The organism is Acetobacter sp. DsW_54, from assembly GCF_002153575.1.
Classification (GTDB): Bacteria; Pseudomonadota; Alphaproteobacteria; order Acetobacterales; family Acetobacteraceae; genus Acetobacter; species Acetobacter fabarum.
In genome coordinates, this window is sequence record NZ_JOPD01000002.1 from 90,235 (window position 1) to 115,267 (window position 25,033).

23 protein-coding genes are annotated in these 25,033 nt (G+C 60.0%); 11 read left to right on the plus strand and 12 right to left on the minus strand.

What is annotated here, in order from left to right; all coding sequences use genetic code 11:
* Window positions 1-365 precede the first annotated feature (365 nt).
* On the plus strand, window positions 366-1,853 hold the full coding sequence (locus tag HK20_RS00995) for a hypothetical protein (protein WP_086645380.1): 1,488 nt from the start codon (window positions 366-368) through the stop codon (window positions 1,851-1,853).
* Between the two features lie 69 nt (window positions 1,854-1,922).
* Window positions 1,923-3,293 carry an amino acid permease gene (locus HK20_RS01000; protein WP_086645235.1) on the plus strand — a complete coding sequence of 457 codons (1,371 nt, stop codon included), beginning with the start codon at window positions 1,923-1,925 and terminating at the stop codon, window positions 3,291-3,293.
* A 107-nt stretch (window positions 3,294-3,400) separates the two neighbouring features.
* Here HK20_RS01000 and HK20_RS01005 read toward each other — a convergent pair whose 3' ends face one another.
* The 3 genes from HK20_RS01005 to HK20_RS01015 form a co-directional block, all read right to left on the minus strand.
* The gene (locus HK20_RS01005) at window positions 3,401-4,084 is read right to left on the minus strand and encodes a YoaK family protein (RefSeq protein WP_086645236.1); all 684 of its coding nucleotides are present in this window, start codon (window positions 4,082-4,084) and stop codon (window positions 3,401-3,403) included.
* Window positions 4,085-4,293: 209 nt separating this feature from the next.
* Complete coding sequence (gene putA, locus HK20_RS01010) at window positions 4,294-8,019, minus strand: bifunctional proline dehydrogenase/L-glutamate gamma-semialdehyde dehydrogenase PutA (RefSeq protein WP_369822993.1); 3,726 nt, start codon at window positions 8,017-8,019, stop codon at window positions 4,294-4,296.
* A gap of 104 nt (window positions 8,020-8,123) precedes the next feature.
* The gene (locus tag HK20_RS01015) at window positions 8,124-8,828 is read right to left on the minus strand and encodes a GntR family transcriptional regulator (protein ID WP_086645238.1); all 705 of its coding nucleotides are present in this window, start codon (window positions 8,826-8,828) and stop codon (window positions 8,124-8,126) included.
* 553 nt (window positions 8,829-9,381) lie between these two features.
* Here HK20_RS01015 and HK20_RS01020 point away from each other — a divergent pair.
* On the plus strand, window positions 9,382-9,822 hold the full coding sequence (locus tag HK20_RS01020; RefSeq protein ID WP_086645239.1) for a DUF2501 domain-containing protein: 441 nt from the start codon (window positions 9,382-9,384) through the stop codon (window positions 9,820-9,822).
* Window positions 9,823-10,031: 209 nt separating this feature from the next.
* Window positions 10,032-11,975 (plus strand): acetate--CoA ligase, encoded by a 1,944-nt coding sequence (gene acs / locus HK20_RS01025; RefSeq protein WP_086645240.1) that lies wholly within the window; start codon window positions 10,032-10,034, stop codon window positions 11,973-11,975.
* A 33-nt stretch (window positions 11,976-12,008) separates the two neighbouring features.
* Here the strand turns inward: acs and HK20_RS01030 are convergent, their stop codons facing one another.
* On the minus strand, window positions 12,009-12,272 hold the full coding sequence (locus tag HK20_RS01030; RefSeq protein WP_086645241.1) for a DUF1653 domain-containing protein: 264 nt from the start codon (window positions 12,270-12,272) through the stop codon (window positions 12,009-12,011).
* 136 nt (window positions 12,273-12,408) lie between these two features.
* On the opposite strand from HK20_RS01030, the gene HK20_RS01035 reads away from it, so the two are divergent.
* Both HK20_RS01035 and HK20_RS01040 read left to right on the plus strand, forming a co-directional pair.
* Window positions 12,409-12,912, plus strand: a complete 504-nt coding sequence (locus HK20_RS01035; protein WP_086645381.1) for a hypothetical protein — start codon at window positions 12,409-12,411, stop codon at window positions 12,910-12,912.
* 4 nt (window positions 12,913-12,916) lie between these two features.
* Window positions 12,917-13,210, plus strand: a complete 294-nt coding sequence (locus HK20_RS01040) for a hypothetical protein (protein ID WP_086645242.1) — start codon at window positions 12,917-12,919, stop codon at window positions 13,208-13,210.
* A gap of 49 nt (window positions 13,211-13,259) precedes the next feature.
* Here the strand turns inward: HK20_RS01040 and HK20_RS01045 are convergent, their stop codons facing one another.
* Together HK20_RS01045 and HK20_RS01050 are read right to left on the minus strand one after the other, a co-directional pair.
* Window positions 13,260-14,222 carry an SAM-dependent methyltransferase gene (locus HK20_RS01045; protein WP_086645243.1) on the minus strand — a complete coding sequence of 321 codons (963 nt, stop codon included), beginning with the start codon at window positions 14,220-14,222 and terminating at the stop codon, window positions 13,260-13,262.
* A complete protein-coding gene (locus tag HK20_RS01050; protein WP_086645244.1) occupies window positions 14,219-14,605 on the minus strand; it encodes a DUF423 domain-containing protein in 387 nt (128 codons plus the stop codon). The genes HK20_RS01045 and HK20_RS01050 overlap by 4 nt, the downstream gene beginning before the upstream one ends.
* Before the next feature lie 139 nt (window positions 14,606-14,744).
* Between HK20_RS01050 and HK20_RS01055 the strand changes: the two genes are divergently transcribed.
* The 3 genes from HK20_RS01055 to HK20_RS01070 all read left to right on the plus strand — a co-directional run bounded on the left by HK20_RS01055 (window position 14,745) and on the right by HK20_RS01070 (window position 16,734).
* Window positions 14,745-15,323, plus strand: coding sequence for a cob(I)yrinic acid a,c-diamide adenosyltransferase (locus HK20_RS01055; RefSeq protein WP_086645245.1), 579 nt, complete (start codon window positions 14,745-14,747; stop codon window positions 15,321-15,323).
* 252 nt (window positions 15,324-15,575) lie between these two features.
* Complete coding sequence (locus HK20_RS01065) at window positions 15,576-16,235, plus strand: hypothetical protein (protein WP_086645382.1); 660 nt, start codon at window positions 15,576-15,578, stop codon at window positions 16,233-16,235.
* A gap of 31 nt (window positions 16,236-16,266) precedes the next feature.
* Window positions 16,267-16,734 (plus strand): hypothetical protein, encoded by a 468-nt coding sequence (locus HK20_RS01070; protein ID WP_086645247.1) that lies wholly within the window; start codon window positions 16,267-16,269, stop codon window positions 16,732-16,734.
* Window positions 16,735-16,838: 104 nt separating this feature from the next.
* On the opposite strand, the gene HK20_RS01075 is transcribed toward HK20_RS01070, so the two are convergent.
* The 4 genes from HK20_RS01075 to cysQ all read right to left on the minus strand — a co-directional run bounded on the left by HK20_RS01075 (window position 16,839) and on the right by cysQ (window position 20,780).
* Window positions 16,839-18,278 (minus strand): FAD-binding oxidoreductase, encoded by a 1,440-nt coding sequence (locus HK20_RS01075; RefSeq protein ID WP_086645248.1) that lies wholly within the window; start codon window positions 18,276-18,278, stop codon window positions 16,839-16,841.
* A 62-nt stretch (window positions 18,279-18,340) separates the two neighbouring features.
* Entirely contained in the window at window positions 18,341-18,904 is a 564-nt protein-coding gene (locus HK20_RS01080; RefSeq protein WP_086645249.1) for a hypothetical protein, read from the minus strand.
* Window positions 18,901-19,902 (minus strand): L-threonylcarbamoyladenylate synthase, encoded by a 1,002-nt coding sequence (locus tag HK20_RS01085; RefSeq protein WP_086645250.1) that lies wholly within the window; start codon window positions 19,900-19,902, stop codon window positions 18,901-18,903. The genes HK20_RS01080 and HK20_RS01085 overlap by 4 nt, the downstream gene beginning before the upstream one ends.
* Window positions 19,903-20,009: 107 nt before the next feature.
* Complete coding sequence (cysQ, locus tag HK20_RS01090; RefSeq protein WP_086645251.1) at window positions 20,010-20,780, minus strand: 3'(2'),5'-bisphosphate nucleotidase CysQ; 771 nt, start codon at window positions 20,778-20,780, stop codon at window positions 20,010-20,012.
* Between the two features lie 159 nt (window positions 20,781-20,939).
* On the opposite strand from cysQ, the gene HK20_RS01095 reads away from it, so the two are divergent.
* Window positions 20,940-22,412: a leucyl aminopeptidase gene (locus HK20_RS01095; protein ID WP_086645252.1), complete on the plus strand. Its 1,473-nt coding sequence runs from the start codon at window positions 20,940-20,942 to the stop codon at window positions 22,410-22,412.
* 44 nt (window positions 22,413-22,456) lie between these two features.
* Here HK20_RS01095 and HK20_RS01100 read toward each other — a convergent pair whose 3' ends face one another.
* Window positions 22,457-22,903, minus strand: a complete 447-nt coding sequence (locus HK20_RS01100) for a DNA polymerase III subunit chi (RefSeq protein ID WP_086645253.1) — start codon at window positions 22,901-22,903, stop codon at window positions 22,457-22,459.
* 98 nt (window positions 22,904-23,001) lie between these two features.
* On the opposite strand from HK20_RS01100, the gene HK20_RS01105 reads away from it, so the two are divergent.
* Complete coding sequence (locus HK20_RS01105) at window positions 23,002-23,856, plus strand: aldo/keto reductase (RefSeq protein WP_086645254.1); 855 nt, start codon at window positions 23,002-23,004, stop codon at window positions 23,854-23,856.
* Between the two features lie 31 nt (window positions 23,857-23,887).
* On the opposite strand, the gene HK20_RS01110 is transcribed toward HK20_RS01105, so the two are convergent.
* Entirely contained in the window at window positions 23,888-25,006 is a 1,119-nt protein-coding gene (locus HK20_RS01110; protein ID WP_086645383.1) for a S1C family serine protease, read from the minus strand.
* Between the last annotated feature and the right edge of the window lie 27 nt (window positions 25,007-25,033).

The window sequence follows — 25,033 nt, forward strand, 5'->3', positions numbered from 1 at the left end:
CGATATAAAATTACCCCATTACTTGTATCTGTAGTGGAGCGGTTTAAAGAATACATAAGTAAGTCTGGTGCGTATTTTTTCTTATATCATCTTGAACATATTATAGGATAATGCGATGATTATATGTCATTGCTTGGCCCGGACTGTGGGTGCGCGGGTTCTATAGCTTATTTTCAAGGGGAGTGCTTCTGGGCGTGACTGGTCTGCTGCAAACACCCAAAAATCATGTTGGCCTGTTCTGTTACGCTCCCGCTCAGGCTGTGCAGCCATACCCTGCTGGCAGGGGGCGCGCATGTTCTGCCCGTGCGGCGGGGGCAGGGCTTTCCGGCGCGCTCAGGTTTGGTTTCTGTTCCCTGTTGCTCAGCATGCTGGGCGAGATCGTGCCCGCACAGGCAGAACAGACGCTTATCTCGATTAGTGGCGTCACTATCCAGAGCGGGCTGGATATTGGGGGGGCTGCGTTCCATCTGCCGCACACCAATTTTGGCGGTGGGTCCTACGCGCCCCGGGCTTCGGGTGGTTACACACGCCATGCAAACACGACCTATGGCGAACTGTATGGCAAGCCCATGCTTAAGGGGGAATGGAAGACCGGCTGGGGGTTTGACGTCATTGGCAATGCCTCAGCCATTGGTGCAACCACCCTGGGGGATGGGGATGCCGAGCAGGTTTCGCAAACATCGGGTACCCCACGCTCGATCTATCTGGAAGAAGCCTATGCCGGAGTGCGTGTGCCGGTGCGTCTGGCGGGGGGGCATCAGGTTTTTACCGTTCAGGGCGGACGTCAGGCTTTTGCGGTGGATGACGGGTTTTTGATCGGCAAGGGCACCTATAGCTCGGGTGAGCGCGGGGCATGGTGGTATGCGCCCCGTTTTGCCTTTTCCGGCCCCGGGGTGATCAAGCTGGAAGGTGACCCCATCCGCGCCGATGTGTTCATGCTTGAAAGCAATTCGGATAACGATATCGACCGGGGCTTTGACCGGCCCAAAACCAGTTTTGTCGGGTTTGACGTGACATGGTTTGCCAACAAGGCTGGCGGGCATGGGGCATCGGTTTATGCCGACCGCGCCGCTTATGTAACGCTCACCTATTTTCATGTGCGGGATGCCGATACATCCGCCCATTATGATTATTCAACCCGTGCGGACCGGAATGGCATGAATGTGGCTGCCCTGAGCTGGGGTGGCACGGTGCTGCCGGTCAAGGCCATGGGTATTTCCAAGAACTTTACGTTCTATGGCAATTTTGTTTCGGAGCAGAACAGCCACCCGGGCAACGGGTATAAGGGGGTTTCGGCTTACGGAATGTATTTTGAGCCGGGCTATACGTTTTCCATGCTGCCATGGACCCCGCATGTTTTTTACCGTTACACCCGCTTTGGTGGCGGCAAAAATGCCAAGGGGGGCGTCAAGCACAACTACGATACGTTCTTTTTGTATGATGGTAAGCGCTACACTTATGGCGGCTACTGGCCGGGCGAAATTGTGGGCATGTATCTGGCCCCTCTGTCCGATCTGGAGGACCACCAGATTGACCTGACCGTGATCCCCCCCGTGCACCTGATTCGCCCGGGTGATCAGGTCAAGCTTGGTCTGCATTTTTATGACCTGTCGCTTATCCATGTTTCGGGCATGGGGCTCAAAAACACCGGCCGCCACGTGTCGGACGAGCTGGATGCCTCGGTTGAATACACGCTGGACGAAAACACCTCCGCCGCACTGGCTGGCGGGGCCGCCTTTGCCGGACCGGCAGGGCGGGCCCTGTCTAAAGCCGGGGTGCCGGGGAGCCAGCCCATGCCCAAAATTGGCCATCACGCAGGGGTGGTTGAGGCATATTTTTACAAGCACTTTTAAGGGGCATTTCCCAGTTTATTCCTCTTGAGTTATGAACGCACCAAGCCAACAAGAATAAAGGACCCCTCAATGGCTGAGCAGAACACCAAGCCCACCGTTAAACCTGCCACCGGGCTACGGAGCCGCCACATCGCCATGATCGCGCTGGGCGGGACCATTGGCGCGGGTCTGTTTGTGGGGAGCGGGGCTGCAATTCAGGCGACAGGTCCGGCGGTTCTGCTGGCTTTTGTCATGGTCGGGCTACTGGTTATTCTGGTCATGCGCATGCTGGGCGAGATGGTGGTGGCAGACCCCGGCCGTGGTTCGTTTGTAGAATATATCCGCGCCGCACACGGGGACAGGCTGGGTTTTACCTCGGGCTGGCTTTACTGGTTTTTCTGGGTTGTGGTGCTGGGGAGCGAGGCCATAGCCGGAGCAATCCTGATTCAGGACTGGATTCACCTGCCAATATGGGTGTTGTCCATTGGGCTGATCGTGCTGCTTAAACTGGTCAATTTTGCGGCTCCACGCGTGTTTGGGGAATGCGAGTTCTGGCTTTCCGCGGTCAAGGTGTTCAGCATTCTGGCTTTTGTGGCTGTTGGCGCGCTGTATGTGGTGCATGTTTTTGGCCCCGGCGTACCGGCATGGCATAACCTTGTGGGGCATGGTGGCCTTATGCCGCACGGTATTGTAGCGGTGCTGTCCATTATTCCCACCATTCTGTTCACCATGATGGGGTCGGAAATCGCAACGGTTGCTGCCGGCGAATCCCCCGAGCCGGACAAGAACGTGGCACGGGTTACCCGGAGCCTTGGTACACGCGTAACCCTGTTCTATCTGGCCTCTGTTGCCATGATCCTGCTTGTTGTGCCCTGGAACAGCATTGTGGCCGGGCGCTCCCCCTTTGTAACCGCCATGGATACAATGGGCATTCCCGGTGCGGGCATGATGATGCGCATTGTGGTGTTGAGCGCCATTCTCTCCTGCCTTAACTCCGCCATGTATATTACCTCGCGCGTGTTGACCGAACTGGCCGCACAGGGCGATGCTCCGGCGTTCCTGACCCGCCGTTCCGCCAGTTCCGCGCCAAGGCTGGCCATTACGGTCAGCAGCATTGCGGGCACTCTGGTGGCGTTTTCCTCCATTCTGGCGCCGCAGACCATTTTTGCGTTTCTGCTGAGCTGTAGTGGTGGGGTTATCCTGCTGATTTACAGCCTGATTGTAACTGCTTACATCACCACCCGTTTTGCAGCCCGCCGGAATGGGACAGAAAAAGGGAATTACACGTTGTTCCTGTTCCCGCTGTGCAATTACGCAACCCTTGCCGGTGTGGTGCTGGTGTTTGTTGCCATGCTGATCAACCCCGAGGAGCGTATGACCGCTCTGGCAACGCTGGGTACATCGGTGGTCTGCTACGCTCTGGCATCCTACTTTGCCATGCAGAACAAACAGACCGCCTGATTTTTAGTTCTACCCCGTAAACCAGAAAGGCCCGCCATAACTGGCGGGCCTTTCTGGTTTTGGCTCCTTCGGGCTGCGCCCAAAGGCCATGACTGCAGCATAGGTTTTTACGGAATGCTCATCCGGTCCAGATGGAAGGCCAGCGGGTGTTTGCGCAGCAGAAGCAGGCTTCCCGCCACAACAATGGTGCCGCCAGCCAGGGCAATGCCCAAAGAGACACTTCTGCCGGAAACCAGCGTACCAATGGCCGCCCCCACAAACAGGCTTAAAATAGCCGCAACACGGCGCAGGGTGCCAGAACTGCTCCCCCCGGCAGCGGAACTGTTATGGGCAAGCCCGTGCAGCACCATGGTGGCTGCGGGTAAAACCATGTCGGGCAGTTTGGCGTGCCGTGTGGCCGATGTCTGCAACCCCATGGCGCAGGAAAGCAGGGCCAGAGTGACGTAAATATCGCCCGGAATATTGGCCGACCATATCCACGCTGCAAGGCCGACCATAGCCCCCACGCCCAGCAGAATATCCCCCACAATGGCCCGAATGCTGCGTTGGCGGCGTACAAGCCGCCCCCCGAGCATGGCCCCCAGAAAATAAAAGCCAATGGCCTCCAGCCCCGAAAGCACAATGGCCTGAGACGTTGCGATGTTGACGGCCATCAGAATAATGGTGGCGGTCATGTAGCCTGCAAAAATCTTGAGATGCAGCAGAGAAATGGCGTCCAGCATGCCCATGGCCATGGTAACAAGCAAAATGGCAACGACCAGTTTGGCATCATGCCCCGCGCGGGTTGTCATTGTATCTCCTGATGACATGAAAAAGGGAAAACGGTGGCACAGCGGTATAAGCCGCCGGTATGGGGCGTGTTGTAACACTTCGGGCGGTCACGGAAAAATGATCTTAGTTGGATGGTGCCATGCTCCGCAGCGCAGCATGGCCCGCATGGGTTGAACAAAAAAAGGCCCGGCACAGCAGCCGGGCCTAAAGCAGAATAAGGCTGATCCTGTTAGTTCAGGGTCATCAGGCTGGCGTTGCCCCCTGCTGCGGTGGTGTTGATGCTGCGCGACTGCTCCTCCAGCACGGCTTCGATCGAGGGCAGGCCGTTCTGGGTGATATAGGCCGATACAATAGGTCCGTTGCTGGCAGCCAGTTGGGCACGTGTGGCGTTGAATGCCGCGTTGTCCGCATCGCTCAGCAAAATACTGCATGTGAGGGATTTGGCGGAGGAAACCGGCCGTACAAACTGCCCAATAGATGCTGGCAGGGTTGCAATGGCCGCCAGAACCGTGGCGTCCGCCAGAATGGCTGCGGTGTTCCCGCCCGCCAGAGTGAGGGATATCTGGTCATAAAGCCCCGCTGTGGTCTGGGCCATGCACAGCACCGTGCCACGTGCGCCCAGCCTGTACAGGTTCAGTTCTCCCACAGGGCCGGGCAGGGTGATCTGGGCGTTGGTCAGCGGCTGGCTGGCAAGGGCATGGGCGCGCTGGGCGGCTTCGCTTTCGCCTTGCGTGCGGAGCCAGTCTACCCATTCGGTCATGGCCTGTGGGGTCGTGCCGCGTGCAATCTGTGGCAGGGGGGGCACCTGTGCCAGCAGGCGGCGCAGAATAAGCGGCCCCCCCGCTTTTGGCCCCGTGCCAGACAGGCCACGCCCGCCAAAAGGCTGTACGCCTACAACTGCGCCAATGGTGTTGCGGTTGACGTACAGATTGCCCGCTTCCACCTGTTCCAGAACGCTCTGCACGGTGGAATCCAGCCGGGTATGCAGGCCAAAGGTCAGGCCGTAACCGGTGGCGTTAATGTCTGCCAGCACAGAGGCAAGCTGGGCGCGTGGGTAGCGCAGCACATGCAGGACGGGGCCAAACACTTCCTGCCCGACGTCCTGAATGGACATGACCTCGATCAGTGTTGGCGGCACAAAGCTGCCATTGGCACAGTGGTCTGGCACTGGCAGGGCGTGGACCGGGGCGTTTTTGCTGCGGAAGGCCTCAATATGCGTGGTAATGCCGGCAGCAGCCTCGGGGGTAATGACCGGCCCCACATCGGTTGCCAGAATGCTGGGGTTTCCCAGCCGCAGTTCCTGCATGGCGCCGCGCAGCATGGCCAGAACGTGGTCTGCGCAGTCGTCCTGCACGCACAGGATACGCAGGGCGGAGCAGCGCTGGCCTGCACTGTCAAACGCCGAAGCCAGAACATCGGCCACAACCTGCTCTGCCAGTGCGGACGAATCCACGATCATGGCGTTCTGCCCGCCGGTTTCGGCCACAAATGGCACGGGCTGGCCGGTGGCTGTGCGCCGGTCCAGCAACTGGCGGTTGATCAGCTGGGCCACAGCGGTGGAGCCGGTGAACATAACCCCCATAATCCGGGCATCGCCGACAAGGGCTGCCCCCACATCGCCCTCACCAGGCAGGAGTTGCAGGGCAGGGACGGGTATGCCTGCCTCGTGCAGAAGGGCTACGGCCACGGCTGCAATCAGGGGTGTTTCTTCCGCCGGTTTGGCAATTACGGCGTTGCCAGCGGCAAGGGCTGCGGCAATTTGGCCAATAAAAATGGCAAGCGGGAAGTTCCACGGGCTAATGCAGGCCACAACGCCAAGGGGAACATGGGTCGTGTTATTAAAACCACGCTGGATGGTGGTGGCGTAGTAACGTAGGAAGTCCACCGCCTCGCGGATTTCGGCCACAGCGTTGGGGAGTGATTTGCCAGCTTCTCGGCAGATCAGGGCCATAAGGGCTGGGTGGCGGTCTTCCAGCAGGTTGGCGGCTTTAAGCAGGCACTCCGCCCGTGCAGCGGGAGGCTGGGCTGCCCAGTCCGCAAAGCCTTTTTGTGCGGCGTCCACGGCCTGTTTGACGGTTTCCGGCGTGGCGTAGGTAACGTGGCCAACCAGATCCCGCCGGTCGGCTGGGTTGGTTACCGGGTGCTGGGTGCCTCCGGGTGTTGCGCCGGGCACAATGGGGGCGGCCTGCCACTGCTGGGGGGCTGCTGCAATGCCTGCTGCCAGTGCCTCAAGTGCGCGGTCATCGGCCAGATCAATCCCTGCGGAGTTCTGGCGTTCTGGCGCAAACAGGTCGAGCGGTTTGCGGATTTCGGAATGAGGGGCCCCAAACGGCGTGTAGCGCTGGGCGGATGTGATGGGGTTTTCAATCAGGGAGGAAACGGCAATGGCGCTATCCCCGATCTGGTTGACAAAGGAAGAGTTTGCCCCGTTTTCCAGCAGGCGGCGGACCAGATAGGCCAGCAGTGTTTCATGCGTGCCAACCGGCGCGTAAATACGTGCGGGGCGGTTGAGTTTGTCTGCCCCGACAACCTGACGGTAGAGCGGTTCGCCCATGCCGTGCAGGCATTGGAACTCGTAAGACCCGATCTCGTATTTTTGCCCTGCCAGTGTGTAAATGGTGGCAAGGGTGCGGGCGTTGTGGGTGGCAAACTGGGGGAAAATCACATCCCGCGCGTTCAGCAGTTTGCGCGCACAGGCAATGTAGCTGATGTCTGTATGGCATTTGCGGGTGTACACGGGGTAGTCGGCCATACCCTCGACCTGCGCTTTTTTAATTTCGCTGTCCCAGTAGGCACCTTTAACAAGGCGCACCATAATCCGCCGGTTGGTGCGCTTTGCCAGATCAATAATGTAATCCAGCACAAAGGGGGCGCGCTTGCCGTAGGCCTGCACCACAAAGCCAATGCCGTTCCAGCCTTCCAGCCCCGGTGTAGCGCACAGGGCTTCCAGTAGGTCGAGCGAAATATCAAGCCGCTCGCTTTCTTCGGCATCAATGTTGATGCCAATGTCGTACTGGCGGGCGAGCAGGGTCAGTTCCTGCACAACGGGCAGAAGTTCCCCCATGACCCGCGCATGCTGGGCGCGGGCATAGCGGGGGTGCAGGGCGGAAAGTTTGATGGAAATGCCGGGGCGTTCGTAAACATTGCCCCCTTTGGCGCTGCGGCCGATAACGTTAATGGCGTTAATGTAGTCCTGCCGGTAACGCTGGGCATCTGCTGCGGTGTAGGCGGCCTCCCCGAGCATGTCGTAGGAATAGGCGAAGCCGGTTTCTTCAAGTTTTGCGCTGTTCTTGCGGGCCTGCTCAATGGTCTGGCCCAGCACAAACTGTTCGCCCATCATGCGCATGGCGGCATCCACGGCCTTGCGAATAACGGGGCGTGTGCTCCGCTCTACAAAACCCATGAGTGCGCCAGAGAGCGTTTTGTCATTATGCTCGGCTACCACGCGGCCCGTCAGGGCCAGCCCCCATGCGGCGGCGTTGGCAAAGAGCGGTTTGCCGCGCCCTACGTGGGAGAGCCAGTCGCTCTCACCAATCTTGTCCTGAATAAGCGCATCGCGCGTTGCCATGTCGGGAATACGCAGCAGGGCTTCGGCCAGACACATCAGCGCCACGCCCTCGGCGGAAGAAAGGGCAAACTCCTGCACCAGTGTTTCCACCAGTCCGGGGTTGCGCTGGCTACGCAGGGTTTCGGCCAGTCTGGTGGCCAGTGCGGCTACGGCGTTGTCCTCTGGCGCGCTTAGCGTTGCGGCGGGGGCCAGAGCCTCCACGCATGTCTGCTCGGGGCGGCGGATTGCCTGGGTAATCGCTTTGCGCAGCAGCGTGCGGGAGGAAAAATTGGGGGCAAATGTGTTGGTAGAGGACATGGCGTTGTTCATCCGAATCAACCGCCAAACCGAGCCCCTGCGGGTGCGCAGGTTGGTTTTGGCTTCACAATGATTTTTTCGCTCTGACACGATAATATATGATTTGCAACATCATATATTATTCAATCAGGCATGATGCGTCGGCCAAACAAACAAGTGTTTGTAAAATATGGATTTTTATAAGCTAAAAATGCTCAGCCCAAGCTGTGCCCGGCCTGCCTGCGGCGGAAGACATCTACCGAGATTCTGGAGGCTTCCAGAATATGGATGCGCGTCAGCCGTGCGCACAAATCCGCGTCCCGGTCACGGCAGGCGTCCAGAATAGCCTTGTGCTCGTCATGGGTAATGGTTGTGCGGCCTTCTATAATCAGATGACCGCGTATGTAGCGGTCCAGCCTGGTGTTCAGGTCCTCTATCATTTCCAGCAGGCGCGGGCGGGGGGCTGCGGCATAAATGGAGTTGTGGAAGGCACGGTTAAGAGCGCCAGAGCGGATCATGCCCTGCGGGCCTTCCACACCGGCGACAAAGGCCTCGTAAGCGTCTTCTACACGGGCAAAATCCACGCGGCTCATGTTGCGCACGCCCTCGGCTGCGGCCTGTTCTTCCAGCACTGCGCGAATCTGGGAGTATTCCAGAATGTCGGCTTCATCCAGACCAATAACCAGAGCACCCTTGTTGGGCGTAAACGCGACCAGCCCTTCGGCCTCAAGGTGTTTGAGCGCTTCACGCACGGGGATAATGCTAACCCCGAACCCAGCCGCCAGCTCAGACTGGGGCAGGGCGCGGCCTGCTTGTAGCTGGTCTTCCAGTATGGCCTTGCGCAAAGCCGTGCAGATGCTCTCTGACGCGGTGCCATGCGGTGCAATTTCAACACTCTTGAAAAGGCTGGCAGGCAGCATGTCGGTATAAGCTCCCGCTTAAATTTGTTACGGACTCGTTAAGGTTGTTATAGAATGGATGCCCGAACTGTTCAATCGGCCAGCCCGCCTGCAACGTGTATAGGGCCGGTGGATTGGGGGTTGAATGTTATATCACCTGATCGTGATGGCCCGATGGCAGGGCAGAAAAACACCCCTGCCGTGTTGGCTCGTTCTGTCCCGCAAAGGGAAGATTGCCCTGCCAGAGCAGGGTTTGGCAATGGGGGCAGCCTGCGCTGGGTATCAGCCCGACAATGCCAGCAACATTACAGAAGACAAAGATAATATCGTAATGTTTCAAGACCCTTATTTTACATGCTGTGGGTTATCGTACCATTTATGGCCTGTTTGCAGTGGCGTGTCGGGTCCGGTGCCGTGGCGGCATAACGGGGTGCCGTTTTTGTTATGACAGGCGTGGTGCTCCCCCACATGGGCAGGGCTGTGGGCTGCCATGTTTTTTGCGCGCGTGGGGGCTGCTTGATCTTTGCGGGGGTTACGGGGCAGTTTGGCGCATATTCCGTTTGGGAGATTCTGAATGAAACTGTTTGCCGTGCGTGCCCTGTCGGCGCTAGCCCTTACCACGTCCGTGCTGGCATCCGTGCCCGCACTTGCTCATGCCGAGGAACAGACCCTCAATATGCCGGTCATCCGCGGGGGAGATACGTCTCTCCTCTCAACCGTGGACCCGTCGGGTTATGTGGCTTCCATTGACCCGAAGGAAAACGCAGGTCTGCTGAACTACTGCGTCCAGAACGAATACGTGCCGGATTATGACGATGCCTTCCGCACGCTGCTTGAATACAACAAAAAGACCAACGCCGTGTCCGATGGTGCGGATGGCAACATGTTCTATGCGATTGGCTCCGCTGGCCAGATCCGCCTGAACGACCATACCTACACCGTGGCAATGGCAACCCTGCCGCTGCGCCAGAAGACCTGCAAGGCCGTTCTGGAACGCGCCAAAGCTGCTCTGTAATAACAGGGTCAGGCCCTTGTTCCGCGCCGACCGGAATTAAGGTGTGGAATAAAAACGGCATAACAAAAAAGGCTGGTCACTCCTGTGGCCAGCCTTTTTTTATGCCTGTGTGGTCACTTTTTATGTGTCCGGAGGTGGGTACATGTCTTTCCTCTGAGGGCATGATATGATCAAAGACCATCTGGTTCGGGTGCAAAATAAGAACGTAAATGAAAGGACCAGTCCGAGTGGAAGAGAATATTCCCTGCACGGCGGAGACAGCTGTCTCTGATCGCTACCTTGATCAAGTGCAGCGTGCGCAACGCGACCCGGAGGCTTTCTGGCTGTCGCAGGCGCGCAGACTGGTCTGGCATAAAGCGCCCTCCCACGCCTCCCGCTCCGACTTTAACGGCGATGTTCGCATAGACTGGTATGGCGATGGCCAGCTTAACGTGGCCGAAAACTGCCTTGACCGCCACGTTCTGACCCAGCCCGACAAAGCCGCCCTGATCTGGGAAGGGCAGGAAGATGGGCAGAAACTGGTCCTGACCTACCGCGAACTGCATGCGCAGGTCTGCCGCCTTGCCAATACGCTGCGCAGGCTGGGCGTTGGCAAGGGCGACCGCGTTGCCATTCACCTGCCCATGGTGGCCGAGGGCGTGGTGTCCATGCTGGCCTGTGCACGCATTGGTGCAATCCATGTAGTGCTGTTTGGCGGTTTTTCAGCCGAAGGGCTGGCTGAACGGCTTATGGATAGCGGCGCTGCTGTGGTGATTACCGCAGATGTGGCGCGGCGTGGGGCCAAGTCCATTCCCAGCAAGGTGACTATGGACGAGGCCCTGCTGGCCTGCGGTGCAGCCTGCACCGTGCGCCATGTGCTGGTGGTGCCTGTTACGGGTACGGAAGTGCCCATGCAGCCCGGCCGGGACCTGTCCTACACTGCGGAAGTGGCGATGGAGATCCCGGATTGCCCGCCAGAGGTCATGGATGCCTGTGATCCGCTCTTTCTTATGTACACCTCGGGTAGCACGGGGCGGCCCAAGGGAGTTGTGCACGGCACGGGGGGGTATCTGGTCTGGGCGTCCTATACGCATGAGGTGGTTTTTGCCGCTCAGCCGAACGATGTGTTCTGGTGCACGGCAGATACAAGCTGGATTACCGGGCACACCTATGTTGTTTACGGCCCGCTGTGTAACGGCGCGACAATCCTGATTTATGAGGGCCTGCCCTCATGGCCGCAGCCGGGCCGGTGGTGGGATGTGATCGACCGCAATAACGTAAGCGTTTTTTACACATCTCCCACCGTGGTGCGTGCTGCCATGCGGGAAGATGCGGATGTGGTGCGCAGCCGCTCCCTGTCCAGCCTGCGCGTACTGGGCACGGTGGGTGAACCGATCAGCCCCGAGGCATGGCAATGGTTCCATGATGAGGTCGGCAAGGCATGCTGCCCCGTGGTGGACACATGGTGGCAGACCGAAACCGGGGGGGTCATGCTCACCGCCAGTGCCGGGCAGGTGCCGGGCCGGCCGGGGGCCGCAGGGCTGCCGTTGCCGGGGGTAAACGCTGTTCTGGTGGATGCACAGACCCAGACAGAGGTTGAAGGTGCCGGGGATGGCCTTTTGTGCATGGCCCGCTCATGGCCCGGTCAGGCCATGACCTTGTGGCGGGACCACGAGCGTTTCCGCCAGACTTATTTTACCACCTGCCCGGGGCGTTATTTTTCAGGTGATGGCGCACGGCGTGAGGCAGACGGATACTTCTGGATCACGGGCCGTGTGGATGATGTGGTCAATGTTTCTGGCCACCGGATTGGTACGGCAGAAATTGAAGACGCCCTGGCAACCGATGCCGAAGTGGTGGAAAGTGCCGCCGTTGGCGTTCCCCATGACCTGAAGGGGCAGGGGCTGGTTGTGTTTGTTGTCCCCCGCACCGAAGGCAGCCTGAACCCCGCCGCCGTCCGCCGCGCCATTGCCGATGGGGTCGGGCGCTATGCGGTGCCGGAGCAGATTTACGTTGTGCGGGACCTGCCCAAAACCCGCTCTGGCAAAATTGTCCGCCGCCTGCTGCGCAAAATTGCTTCGCATGATCTGAATAATCTGGGCGATCTTTCCACTCTGTCCGACCCGGATATTGTGGAAGAAATTATTGCCCAGGTTGCCGGGCAGGCGGGCTAGGCCGTTCGGCCCGTGGCGTGTGAGGGTGCCCCCTTACGCGCCACGGGGTTGCTGGTAGTCGTCCTCGATCAATGCAAAACGCGGCACGCCCTGAACAGTCTGGAGCCACATGTCCAGCGGGCGCACCCAGTAGGTCCCCTGTGAATCGCACCGGTAAGTGACCAGCCATTCTTCCGTCTCGCTGTGGCGGCCTACGCATAGAAGCGTGTACAATCCCCCCTTATAATGGCGGTAGAGGCCGGGCTTTGGGTGCCGGGGCTGTTCTGGCGTGGTATTTTGGCTTGTCTGCTCGGACATGCTTGGGCTCTACTCCACAAAGGGACTATTCTGGTCTGGTAAAACAAGGAATGTGCGCTTGAGGCATCGTGTAGGGTTGTATTGTGTGTTGGCAGGGTTGTCTGCCCTGCCGTGCGGTGTTTTTGGCGCAGCACAGGTGCTGGGTGCGCCCCAAACCCGACAAGGGTCGTTTACCCACGGCAGAACAGACCCCGTGGCCCTGACCGACCAGCGTGGCAGCGCACTGGACAGTGCCGCGCGTGAGCTGAACGCGGATGACCTTGCCGCCGCCGCCCGCCATAATGACAAACCACTTGTGCTTGTGGGCTCTGCCCCCCTGTCTGCCAATGGTGCGAATATGGCGCTGTTTGTGCAGGTACAGGCAGCCAGCCTGTGCGGGTCTGCCGGCTGTTCGACAGATGTGTATGTCAAACGCAACGGGGCATGGACCAAGGTGCTGGATTCCGTAAGTGGCCCTATTGAGCTGCTGCCCACAACGCATGGAGGCCTGCGCGATATTCTGGTCGATGGCTCGGACCGCTGGGTGTGGAAGAACAACACCTACGTGGATACGCTGGCGGCACCGGATGTGCCGGGGCTGAAGGCTTCGGTAGAGGAGCATCAGGCGCATATGGGCCAGCAGCCCGCAGGCCGCCTGTAACCCCATGACACAAGATGAAGGCAGCATCCGGCTGACCGTAATCAAGACCGGGGCCACAATCGGGCTTACGGCCCTTCTGGTTTTTCTGCTGCGCTGGATGCTGAGTGTTCTGCCCCGGTTTGATACCATGACCGGCGGACACACCGGGGGGGATGTTCTGCGTTTTCTGGCCTCCAACGGTCAGGCGCAGGCCCAGCAGACAGTTGCGGTTGTCATGATCGTGCTGTGTTTTGTGCTTGCTGTGCTGCTGGTGCATGGCATTGAGCGCCTGCTCCGCCGCAGGCGGGCCAGCCGCTAGGTCGGTGGCGGCACGGGCTGGTGTTACGGCCAGCCCGGCTTTTGCACGCTCAGGCTATGGTGGTGGGGAGGGGGGATACGCCTTTGTCGGCTGCCTCCTGTGACCAGAAGAATGTCAGCTCGTGCTTGTTATGCGCCAGATGGGCGAGTGCCCCGCCGGGTATGGCCTCAAAGGCGGCCACGGTTTCATGGTCTGTTTCACCCTGAAACTTGACTGTCAGCACAATGTTCTTGGTCTGCCCCGAATCAATCCATGCTCGGGTCAGGCGCAGCAGGCGCTGGGGGTAGGCAATAATGTCGGAAAAAACCCAGTCCGTGGCGGGGAGCTGCTTTGGGTCCAGCCCAAATGCGCTGGCCTGCTGAAAGCTTACGCCCGGCATGGCCTCAACCGATGGGGCAAGCGGCGCGCGGTCAAACGCGGTTACCTGTGCGCCAAGGCTTGCCAGAGCCCATGTCCACCCACCCGGTGTGGCACCCAGATCATAACACCGCTCACCCGCAGCGGGCCAGCGGCCCAGCCGGGTGCAGGCTTCCCAGAGCTTTAGGTAGGCGCGGGATGGTGGGTCTGTCCGGTTTTCCACAAACTCCGGTGCGCCATTGACAAAGGGACTGGTTTTTGTGGCCGAGAACAGCAGGGACGAAGTGTCCAGCAAGGTCCATGCCCCAAGCGGGCTGGTCGGTGCGGGGGTGGGGAAAACCAAGGGTGCTGCTTTGACCGGGGGCAGTTTTTGCACGATCAGCCCGGAGCGGCGGAAGTTGTCCACCGCATACAGGCTCCAGTTGCGCTGGATGGCGCGCAACGTGTCTGACGCATTGCGGATGGAGGTAATGCTGGCGCGTTGCGGGGCTGTCCATATATCCAGCGCCCAGGGGGAGTAGAGTGCCTTGTGGGTGGAAAGGGCAAGCATGCCATGCCACGCCACAACCTCTACCCCACGGAGCAGCAGGTCTTCTTGCAGAACGTGTTTAAGCCCGTCTGCTGCCAGCCATGCACCCTGTATGGAGGTGCTCATGGCCGGCGGACCCAGCCTGCGGCCAGCACCAGCCACGAAAGAATGAGCATGCCGCCGCCAATGGGCGCAATGTGGCTGCCATGGTGGCCGGTAAAGGCCGTGTTATACACGCCGCCGCAGAACATGAGCGTACCTGCCAGCACCCCCCAGCCCCCGGCAATGAGAATACGGTTGGTACGTTCGGCCAGCCCAAGCCCCAGAGCCAGCAGGGCTATGCCCTGCCACATCTGCATATCCATGGCGCTGCGTGCCATAATCCGCCCGCCCTCGGCAAAATGCGCATCGGGCAGGTGTGCGGTCAGGGCCCCCATAACGGTGCCTGTGGCAATAAGGAGCGCACCACAGATCCGCCATAGACGTGTCGTAAAAGATCCGGTCAACATAAAGGGTTGTATAGGCGTGTCTGTGGCAAACGGAAATAGCGCTGCATGGCCAACCCTCAATTTTAGTCTTTGCAACGCCGGGTAAGGTGGTGCGTTTTGTGCGGATAAGAAATAAAGCCAGTGTTCGGGAGCCTGAGGTATGAGCATACGGATTGATAAAATTGTAACCCGTGGCGGGGATGGCGGGCAGACATCACTCGGCGATGGGTCACGCGTTACCAAGGATGACGTCCGTATAGAGGTGCTGGGAACACTGGATGAGATTAATGCGCTGGTTGGTCTGGTGCAGGCTCACACACCAGCGGGGGACAGCATTGCCCAGCAGTTAACGGCAGTGCAGAATCTGCTGTTTGATATGGGGGCGGATGTCTGCCTGCCCGAAGATGGTCCCATGGCCGAGCGCGCCCACCGGGTGGAAGAAGCCGCCCTGCTGGTGCTTGAGCGCAGGATAGAGGAGCTGCGGGCCCGCCAATCCCCCCTTAACGGGTTTGTGCTGCCCGGTGGTTCCGTGCCCGCGGCAATGGCACACATGACCCGCACACAGGTACGCAGGGCCGAGCGGCGCATGGTGGCTCTGTCGCGCGCAGAACGGGTTAACCCTGTTTTGCTGAAAATACTGAACAGATTATCCGATTACTTTTTTGTACTGGCCCGTCACTTTAATCATGACGGACAGACGGATGTTGTGTGGCAACCCGTGCCCAAAGGTGAAAAATAGCGCCACGCCGTACAACCCCTTGGAAAAAGAGGGGGCATATGGTAAGGACAACCCCAGCAGACATTGCCCTCTGTGGTAATGTGCAAAATACCCTGCTGCCGGTGCTGCGGCCATATCTCTGTTTTTATCAAACCATCGGGTCAAGGCCACAGTTGCATTGCATCTGTTCTGCCCGGGCGCATAAAAACACAATTGGTTTTCTGGCAGCTTTTAAACAGTCCATAAAATATCTGAAACGTGACATCTGAATTCATGAATACATCATCTTTTCTCTCCGCCCCCGTAGTGGACAGGGATCATGAGGAAGGGCTTGAAGAAGCGTCCATGCGCAATGCGCTTGAACGTATTGGGCATTCCGCCCGCCCCCGCTCATCTGCCGCTCCGCAACCCCGCCCCGCGGCCGAAAGCGCCAATAACAAGCGCCGCCGCTTTGTGCGTGATGGTGAGGTGCAGGTGGAAAAACACTCCCTTGCACGCACAACACCGCGTACTGTTGCCGCTCCACGGATTGCAGGGACCTCCCGCGCCGTACATTTTAACGAAGAAGACAACAGCGAACTTTCCCGCCTGCGCCGCCAGCTGGCGGAAGAAAAACTGCGTGCAGAAGAAAGTGATCGCCAGTTGGCCGACATGCAGGCGGCCCAGCGCGGGTTGACCACGCGCATCGGCCATGCGGATGCCCTGATTGCCGAGCAGAAAAACAAACTGGCCGAACGGGAAGCCGAACTGGCCCTTGCCGGGCGCGAAATTCGTGCCGGTCGCCGCCAGATGGAAGAACAGGAGGCCGAAATAGCCGCTCTGCGCCGCCAGCTGGACGCCAAACCCCGTGGCCGCCCCCGCAAGGAACCTGAAGTGGTTGAAGCAGAGGTCAGGGTAGAAGAGCCCCAGCCCGTTAAATGGTGGAAGGATTAATCCCTGACCTTGCGCCAAGGGGTTCCCCACCATGAAAAATAATACCGCCACACCTGCTCTGGCTCTGCTGGTTCTGGACGTGGCTCTGGGCGTGGCCTGTGTTGTGCTGCCCCCTGTTGTTATGGGCTTTGTCGGCCTGCTGCGCGATGTGTTTGGCGTGCTTGTGCTGCCATTCAGCTTTCTGTTCGGGCTGGCAGGCTGGTCGTCTGACATGTCCTCCCTTTCCAGTGTGCATGATGGCCTGTTGCCGCAGGCTACAAGCCACCCGCTTTATGCCGTTATGGCGGCCGCGGCACTGGGGGTTGGGGGGGTGTGTTCCGTTCTGGCCTGCAACACACCGCAAGGGGCCAGAGTTGAGCGGGCTGCGGCCCCTATACTCACGGGCCTTGCAATGATCATGGTGGGGTTTGACCCCGGCCTGATTGTTCTGCCCGCTTTTATTTTACAAATACTGTGCTTTTGGTATCCAACACTGTCTTTTTCTTCACGGGGGCAATAAAGCCCTTAGTCCGTGTGGGGCAGTGTTTGTGCCTGCATGGGTTGCAGGCCCGTGCCGGGATGGACCGAAGGCGTGGGCGGCCATGCCCCCGGTCCTGTAACGGATTATGCCTGAGCGGGGGGTAAAACCTTACCGGGGTTCATAAGGTCCTGCGGGTCCAGTGCCGCTTTAATCCGGCGCATGGTTTGCAGTTCCGCACCCCCACGCCAGGATGGCATCATGTAGGTTTTAAGCTGGCCGACCCCATGTTCGGCCGAGAAAGACCCGCCCAGCTTACGCACGATTTCGGCCACCGTATCCATCATGGCGTGGTCCTGCGCCAGAAATGCTGCGGGGTCCGCACCTTCGGGCTGCACCAGATTAAAGTGGATGTTGCCGTCGCCAATATGGCCAAAGGGCGCAACCCGAATACCCGGAATAAGGGCTTCGCAGGCTTTGGTGGCCGCTTCGATAAACTCCGGTATGGCTGCCAGTGGAACGGAGACGTCGTTCTTGACCGATGCCCCTGCGCGTTTTTGTGCCTCGGCATGTTCTTCACGGATCATCCACAGGCTCTGGCGCTGGCTTTCGCTTTCAGCCAGAACGGCGTCTGTTACCAGCCCGTCTTCCAGTGCGCTTCCCAGCACATCTTCCATCAGGCTGCGTAGGCTGTCATCGGCGCGGGGGCTGGCCAGTTCCACCAGCACATAGGCCGGGGCCGGGGCTTCCAGCGGCAGGGCGGCACCATCAATCAGTGCATTGACCAGCGCCATGGACGTGCCGGACATGAACTCGAACGCATGAATGGCGGAGGGGTCCTGCTTGCGGAAGGCCGCAAACAGGTTGAGTGCACCCTGTGGGTTTTCCACCGCGCAAAGTGCCGTCTCGCGCGAGCGCGGGGCAGGCTGAAGCTGGATGACCGCCTGCGTAATAATGCCCAGAGTGCCTTCCGAGCCAACCAGCAGCTGGCGCAGCGCATACCCTGTGTTGTCCTTGCGGAGCTTGCGCATCAGGTTGAGCACATTGCCATCGGGCAGCACGGCCTGTAGCCCCAGAGCCAGCTCGCGGGCATTGCCGTAGCGCACCGTGTTGTTGCCACCTGCATTGGTGGCCAGAATCCCGCCAATATCAGCCGACCCTTCGGACGAGATGGAAAGCGGGAGCAATAGCCCCTGAGCACTTGCCGCATCCTGTGCTGCTTTAAGGGTAACCCCTGCATCCACGGTCATGGTCAGGTCCGCATGGTCAATCGTGTGGATCTGGTTCATGCGGGTGGTGGAAATAACAACGGCCCGCCCGCTCGAATCCGGGGTTGCGCCCCCGACCATGCTGGTATTGCCCCCCTGTGGCACCATGGGCACATTGTGTGCGTGGCACAGGGCCACGGCTTTTGCACACTCCTCCGTGTTGGCCGGGCGTAGCACTGCGGCACAATGGCCGTGGTAGAGGGCGCGCCAGTCCACACAGAACGCCTCTGTATCCGCCGGGTTGGTCAGAACACCCGAAGGGCCAAGGATCTGCACCAGCGCATCATGTAAGGACGGGGGGAGGGGCGTTTGTGGCATGGCTCTGGTTTTCCCTGCAAAAGCACAAAAAGACAAAATTGAACGCGCGGTCGGGCGACCCGTTAGTAAAGATAATGGCTGTTGTCGGCCATGGTATGGGCCGGTGGTGGCGCAGGCCACAGGGCATGCACGGCCTGAGACCCCGCAACCCCCACCAGCATGCCAACCAGCAGGCTAATGGCAATGGCGAGTGGCTTCTGGGTGCGTTTGGTGGCCTGAAGTGTTGCCAGATGGGTCTGGAGTTCCGCGCGGGATTTCTGGGTCAGGTAGAGTTCGGATTTAAGTGTTTCGTTCTGGGAATAGGCAACGCGCAGGTTGCGGTCCAGCCGGGTAATGCTGTCGGCCATTTCGCGCAGCTGCACGCGGTACTGGTCCGGCATGTCGGTTGTTTTGGCCTTGCTGGCAGAAGCCCGCGTGCCAGTCTGGCGGGTTGTGCTTTTGGCCTTGGATGGATTGACCGCAATGGTCTGGAACAGGTTTTTGAGCGCTCCCCCGGTTGTGCTGTTCTTGCGGGCACGGTTGCGCAGGGCCTGTAGGGCCGTGTCTGACTGGCCGGGGTTGTCTTCAAGCACAAGTGCCAGAATGTCCGACAGGATTTTGAGTTCCTTGGGATCAATCTCGGTCATGGTGCCATGTCTTCTGTTCCGTCCTGCGGACGGGGGGCTGCCGCGCGGTTCAGGCGGTCCTGTATGGCACGGCCCAGACCGTGCTGGGGTATGGGCTGCACGGCAATGCGGCGCAACCCAAGGGTCTGCCCTTCGCGGTCCAGTGTGCGCAGGCCGGTAAACAGCCTTGCCGCGGCTTCTTCCAGGTTCCCGGCAGCACTCAGGTTCCATACCAGCGGGGCAAGGGTGGGGCGGGTGGCGCCAAATGCCAGCAGGGCCTCGTCCGGCTCGGCCTGCAAGGCATTCAGCCGTACAGGCAGGTGCGGCGCGTAATGCGAGACCATGCGGCCGGGGGAATGTGGGGCCACATCACTTGTGGTTTGCGGCAGGCTTATGTGCGGGCAGATGGCGACAAGCTCTTCCAGCGTTATGCCACCGGGGCGCAGCAGGGTGGGGGTGTTCGGGTCTGTCAGGTCCACCACGGTACTTTCCACCCCCACGGTGCAGGGGCCACTGTCCAGCACGGCGTCTATCCGGCCGTCCAGTTCCTCCAGCACATGGGCTGCGTCCACGGGGCTGATGCGGCCGGAGCGGTTGGCCGAAGGAGCGGCTATGGGGCGGTCCGCCTGTTCCAGCAGTGCAAGGGCTGTGGCATTGGCGGGTACGCGCACGGCAAGGCTGGCAAGGCCATCTGCCGCCAGATCGCTAATGCTTGCCCCCGGTGCGCGGGGGAGAATGAGTGTAAGTGGCCCCGGCCAGAACGCCTGCGCCAGCCTGTGGGCCATGGCATTGGGGACCACCTGCGTAAACGCCGCCTGTGCATTGGCAAAATGGCTGATCAGCGGGTTAAAGCGCGGGCGGTTCTTGGCTTCAAAAATCCGGGCGACCGCCTGCGGCTGGCTGGCATCTGCCCCAAGGCCGTAAACGGTTTCCGTGCCAAAGGCCACAAGGCCGCCAGCCCGCAGAATGCTGGCAGCAGTGGCAATGCCGCTTTGGGTGGCATCCAGACGTCTGGTCATGGTGTTCTCATGGCAACAGGGCGCAATCCGTAGGCCGATCAGTGAGGCTGCAATGTTTTGGCAACAGGAGACCCCTGCGTAAAGGGGCTACGGTTGGCCTGCCCTGTTTATAGCGCTCCGGTACAGACAAAGGGAGGGTTTTTCCAGCCTGTTTTGCCATAAACAAGGGGGGAACCATCCAGTAGCGTAATCTGGCCGCCCGCGGCTTCCACAATGGCCTGTGGGGCGGCTGTGTCCCACTCCATGGTGGGGCCGAGGCGGGGGTACAGATCAACCAGCCCTTCTGCCACGCGGGCAAACTTTACGGCTGACCCGATATTGCCCAGATGCGCAATTTTTTTGCCATTCAGGTATTCGGCCAGACGGGTGTCATCCGCATGATGGCGGGATGCCAGAACGCTCAGTCCTTCAGCAGGAGCCGTGCGGACATGAATGGCCTGTAGCCCGTTTTTGTCCAGCCGGTGTGCGCCCAGACCCACGCCCCCTGTGTAAAGCTGGTGGTAGGCTGGCAGGGCCATGGCCCCCAGTGCGGCATGGCCATTGCGCACAAGGCCGATATTGACGGTAAAATCGTCCCGCCCGGCGGCAAACTCCCGCGTGCCGTCCAGCGGGTCCACCAGCCAGTAGGCCGGGGTGGCATAGGCTTGCAGGCCTGCGGCAACTTCTTCTTCCGCAATAACGGGAATATCGGGTGTGGCCGCGCGCAGCCCGCGCAGAATATGGGCCTCTGCCGCGTGGTCCGCCTCCGTTACGGGGGAGGAGTCGGTTTTGGTCACGGTCTCAAAACCCCGCGCGCGAATGGTGCGGATGATTTCGGCGGCTTCGTTGGCCAGTCTGGCGGCAAGGGCCAGCAGGTCTGTATCTGCAAGGGTGCTCATGGCCCTAGCATACGCCAGCTTGGGGCCGCCGTCATGCCCTGTGGTGGGGTGTTGGTGTTTATCGTGCAATCGGGGCGTGGGGGCGGCTCTGGCTATTGCCAAGACAGGGTGGGGGACTTAGGCAGAATAGATGTGGTTTTCAGGGAGATTGGTCAAATCATGCTACAGATTTCATTTTCCACTCAGGTAGAGTCCACGGCAGGCGCGCTGGCCATTCTGGTGCCCGAAGGGGATGCGCACCCAACTGTTTTTCAGAACTTTGATGCCGCAACGCAGGGCGCTCTCAGCCGTGCGGCCAAGGCGGAGGGGTTTAAGGGCAAGGACGGCACAAGCTGTGTTGTGCTGGCACCATCTGACAGTTTTGAACGTATTGTGCTGGTCGGCATTGGCAAAGCTGGTGATGTGGACGCATGGGTGGCGGAAAAGGCTGGCGGGCTTGCGGCCTCCCTGCTGGCGCGTGCGCCAAAAGCGGCTGTGGCTGTAGGCGATCTTTCTGGCGCGCTGGCGGCCCATGTGGCTTTGGGTGCCGTGCTGGGTGCCTACCATTTTGGCCTCTACCAGACCAAAAAAGAAGACGACAAAAAACACCAGCTGGCCGAACTGTCCGTGCTGGGCGCGCATGTGGGTGCGGCAGAGGAACTCTGGCCGTCCCTGCAGGCCGTTGCCCGCGGCGTTGTGCTAACGCGTGATCTGGTGAGCGAACCGGCCAATGTGCTTAACCCGGTCGAGTTTGCCGAGCGCGCCACAACCCTGCGTGCACATGGGCTGGAGGTAGAGGTGCTTGACGTTGCCGCCATGACCGAGCTGGGCTTTGGGGCTCTGCTGGGTGTGGCGCAGGGGAGTGCTAACGAGCCGCGTACAGTGGTCATGCGCTGGAATGGCGGCAAGGAAGGGGACGCCCCCGTAGCCTTTATTGGCAAGGGCGTGACCTTTGACTCGGGTGGTATTTCCATCAAGCCCGCCGCCGGCATGGAAGACATGAAGTGGGATATGGCCGGTGCCGCAACGGTCACCGGGCTTATGGCCTCGCTTGCACTGCGCAAGGCCCCGGTTAATGCCGTGGGTGTTGTGGGGCTGGTGGAAAACATGGTGTCCGGCACGGCCCAGCGTCCGGGGGATGTGGTGCGCAGCGCCTCTGGCCAGACAATTGAGGTGCTCAATACCGATGCCGAGGGCCGTCTGGTTCTGGCCGATGTGCTGTGGTACGCGCGGGACCGGTTTGCTCCGCGCCTTATGGTGGACCTTGCAACCCTGACCGGGGCGATCATTGTGGGGCTTGGCCACGAATACGCGGGCCTGTTCTCCAATGATGATGATCTGGCCGTGGGGCTGGCTGATGCCGGTGCCTTTACGGGCGAAAAGCTGTGGCGCATGCCTTTGGGCAAGGAATACGATGCCCTGCTGAAGTCCGATATTGCGGATATGCAGAACATTAGCGGTGGCCGGGCTGGTGGTTCCATTACCGCAGCACAGTTCCTCAAGCGCTTTGTGGGTGAAACCCCTTGGGCACATCTGGATATTGCCGGGGTTGCCTGGGCCAGCAAAGCCAAAAACGGTCAGCCCAAAGGGGCAACCGGCTTTGGTGTGCGCCTGCTTGACCGCTTTGTGCGCAACGGGTTTGAGCAGGGCTGAGCATTTCTGCTTCCGCCTGCCCGGTTATACAGGCAGGCGGGTTTTTAGCGGGCGCGCTTCCAGCCCTTATCTTCCTGCCGCCAGTATGCAAGGTCGTGTCCCGCCTTGTGGGCCTGTGCCCAGCGTGCACGGGCGGCGGTAACCGCACTTTCGTCATGCCCGTCAAACAGGTCGAATATCCGCTCAAAGCGGGCCGGGTCCGCGCAGTGCCGGTTTTGCGTTAAAAACAGAAAACGCGCCTCGTTCGGGCAGTCATCCCCAGTGCTCAGCCATATGGGTTGCAGGTCGGGGCAGGCTATGCCCGCACTGCCATGGGGCAGCCAGCGCGGGGTGGCAATCTGCCAGAGCGTTTTGTCCAGTTCATCCAGCGCGGGTTTGTCCGTGCACCACACAACCGCTTTTTGCCCACTGTCCAGCGTGCGGGTCAGCAGCATGGGTAAGGCTTCTGTCAGGCTGGTGCGGGTCAGGTGGTAAAAGCCGATCTGGGTCATATATCCACTATAACAGTCTTGCCGTGGGGCGGAACAGAGCATGGTCCTGCGCTGTTCTATGCTGCCTGATGGCCCGAGGATACAAGGAGAAACCCGTAATGGTTCAAACCATAACCCTGCCAGATGGCACAATCCTGCCTGCACTGGGTGCTGGAACATGGAATATGGGCGACACCCCTGCCCGCAGGGAGGAGGAGATAGCAAGCCTGCGTTATGCGGTGGAGCAGGGCATACAGGTTGTGGATACGGCGGAAATGTACGGCAATGGCCGGTCGGAAAAACTGGTGGGGGAGGCCATAGCCCCTATGCGTGAACAGGTTTTTCTGGTCAGCAAGGTGCTGCCGAGCAATGCTTCCACCCAAGGGGTTGCGCAAAGCTGCCGCCGTTCGCTCAGGCATCTGGGTACAGACAGGCTGGACCTGTACCTCCTGCACTGGCGCGGCAGCGTGCCACTGGCCGAAACCGTGGAGGCCTTCCGCACCCTCCAGCGCGAAGGGCTGATCCGCTACTGGGGTGTTTCCAACTTTGATACTGACGATATGCGCGACCTTGAAGGCTGCTCCCGGCCCGGGGAGTGCGCGGCCAATCAGGTGCTGTACAGTCTGGAACACCGGGGCGTGGAGTATGACCTGCTACAGGCGGACAGGCAGCGCAGGGTTGTGACTATGGCTTATTCCCCCATAGGGCAGGGGGGTGCGCTGCTGGCCCATCCTGCGCTGGCGCGGGTGGCGGCGCGGCATACAACATCGCTTGGTGCGGCAACGCCTGCGCAGGTTGCGCTGGCCTGGGTGCTGCGCCAGCCCAATGTGCTTGCCATTCCCAAGGCAGGCAGCCCTGCGCATATGCGCCTTAACGTAGCTGCGGCGGAACTCAGGCTGGTGCCGCAGGATCTGGCGGAACTGGATGCTGCCTTTGCGCCCCCAGCCAGTAAGGAGCCACTGGCCATGATCTGATGGTCAGGGCCAGTACGGCCAGATGGCGGGGTTAATGGAACCCGCCATCCTCTGATAAAGGGCGCAGGCCGACATGTATGGTCAGCGTTTGCGGGTGGGCGTTGCGCATGATGGCCAAGGCCGCCTCGCTCCCCGGTTTGGCGGCAGCGATGGCACGGATCATGGCGCGGGCGGTGTCCACATGCTCCCCGTTGAGCATGGTAATAACATCGCCTTTGCGGAGCCCGCCATGCGCTGCGGGGCTGTTGCGGTCCACCTCGGTAACCTTGGCGCCATTGTGGGTCAGAACATCATCCAGCGTTGCACCCAGCCAACCACGGTCTATGTGCCCGGTCTGGCGCAGGGTTTCCACAATGGGAATGACAATTTCGGACGGAATGGAAAACCCGAGCCCCACAGACCCCCCGGTGGGGGAAACAATGGCGGTGTTGAGTGCCACAACCTGCCCGGCAAGGTTAAAGGTCGGGCCACCGGAGTTGCCGGGGTTTATGGGCGCATCAAGTTGCAAAAAGTCATCAAACGGGCTGCTTCCTATATCGCGCCCACGGGCGGAGACTATGCCAGCGGTTACGGAAGAACCCAGACCAAACGGGTTACCCGCCGCCATAATCCAGTCCCCTACCTGTACCTGTCGGCTATCTCCCCATTCCACATAGGGCAGGGCCTCGGGGCTGGTAATTTTGATAACGGCAATATCTGTCAGCGGGTCCATGCCCACCAGCGTTGCCGTAAACTCCTTACCGCTGACGAGTGAGACGGTAATGGTGTCCGCATCTTCCACCACATGGCCGTTGGTTACGATAAAACCGCTGGGGTCGATCAAAAAACCGGACCCGGCCTCCAGCAGTTCATCCCCATGGTGGCGCATGCGCTCGCGGTAACGCCGCTCCAATGGTGTGCCTTTAACGGAGGAGGGGAGCTTGTGGTGGCTGTCTGCGGCAAAATCATCCCGCGTGACGGCAATATTGACCACGGCAGGCACAACCTTGCGCACAAGCGGGGCAAAGCTGACCGGGCCAGAGGTTACAAGGGGTGTGGCAGGCGCAAAGGAAGGCAGCGTGCCAGCGCGGGCTTCTCCGGTGCTCAGGAGCGGTGTGCAGCACAGATAGGCCACGGCCACACAGGGCAGGCCTTGCAACAGTCTGTTCATAAGGTGCGGTGCCATGGAGCCAAGCAT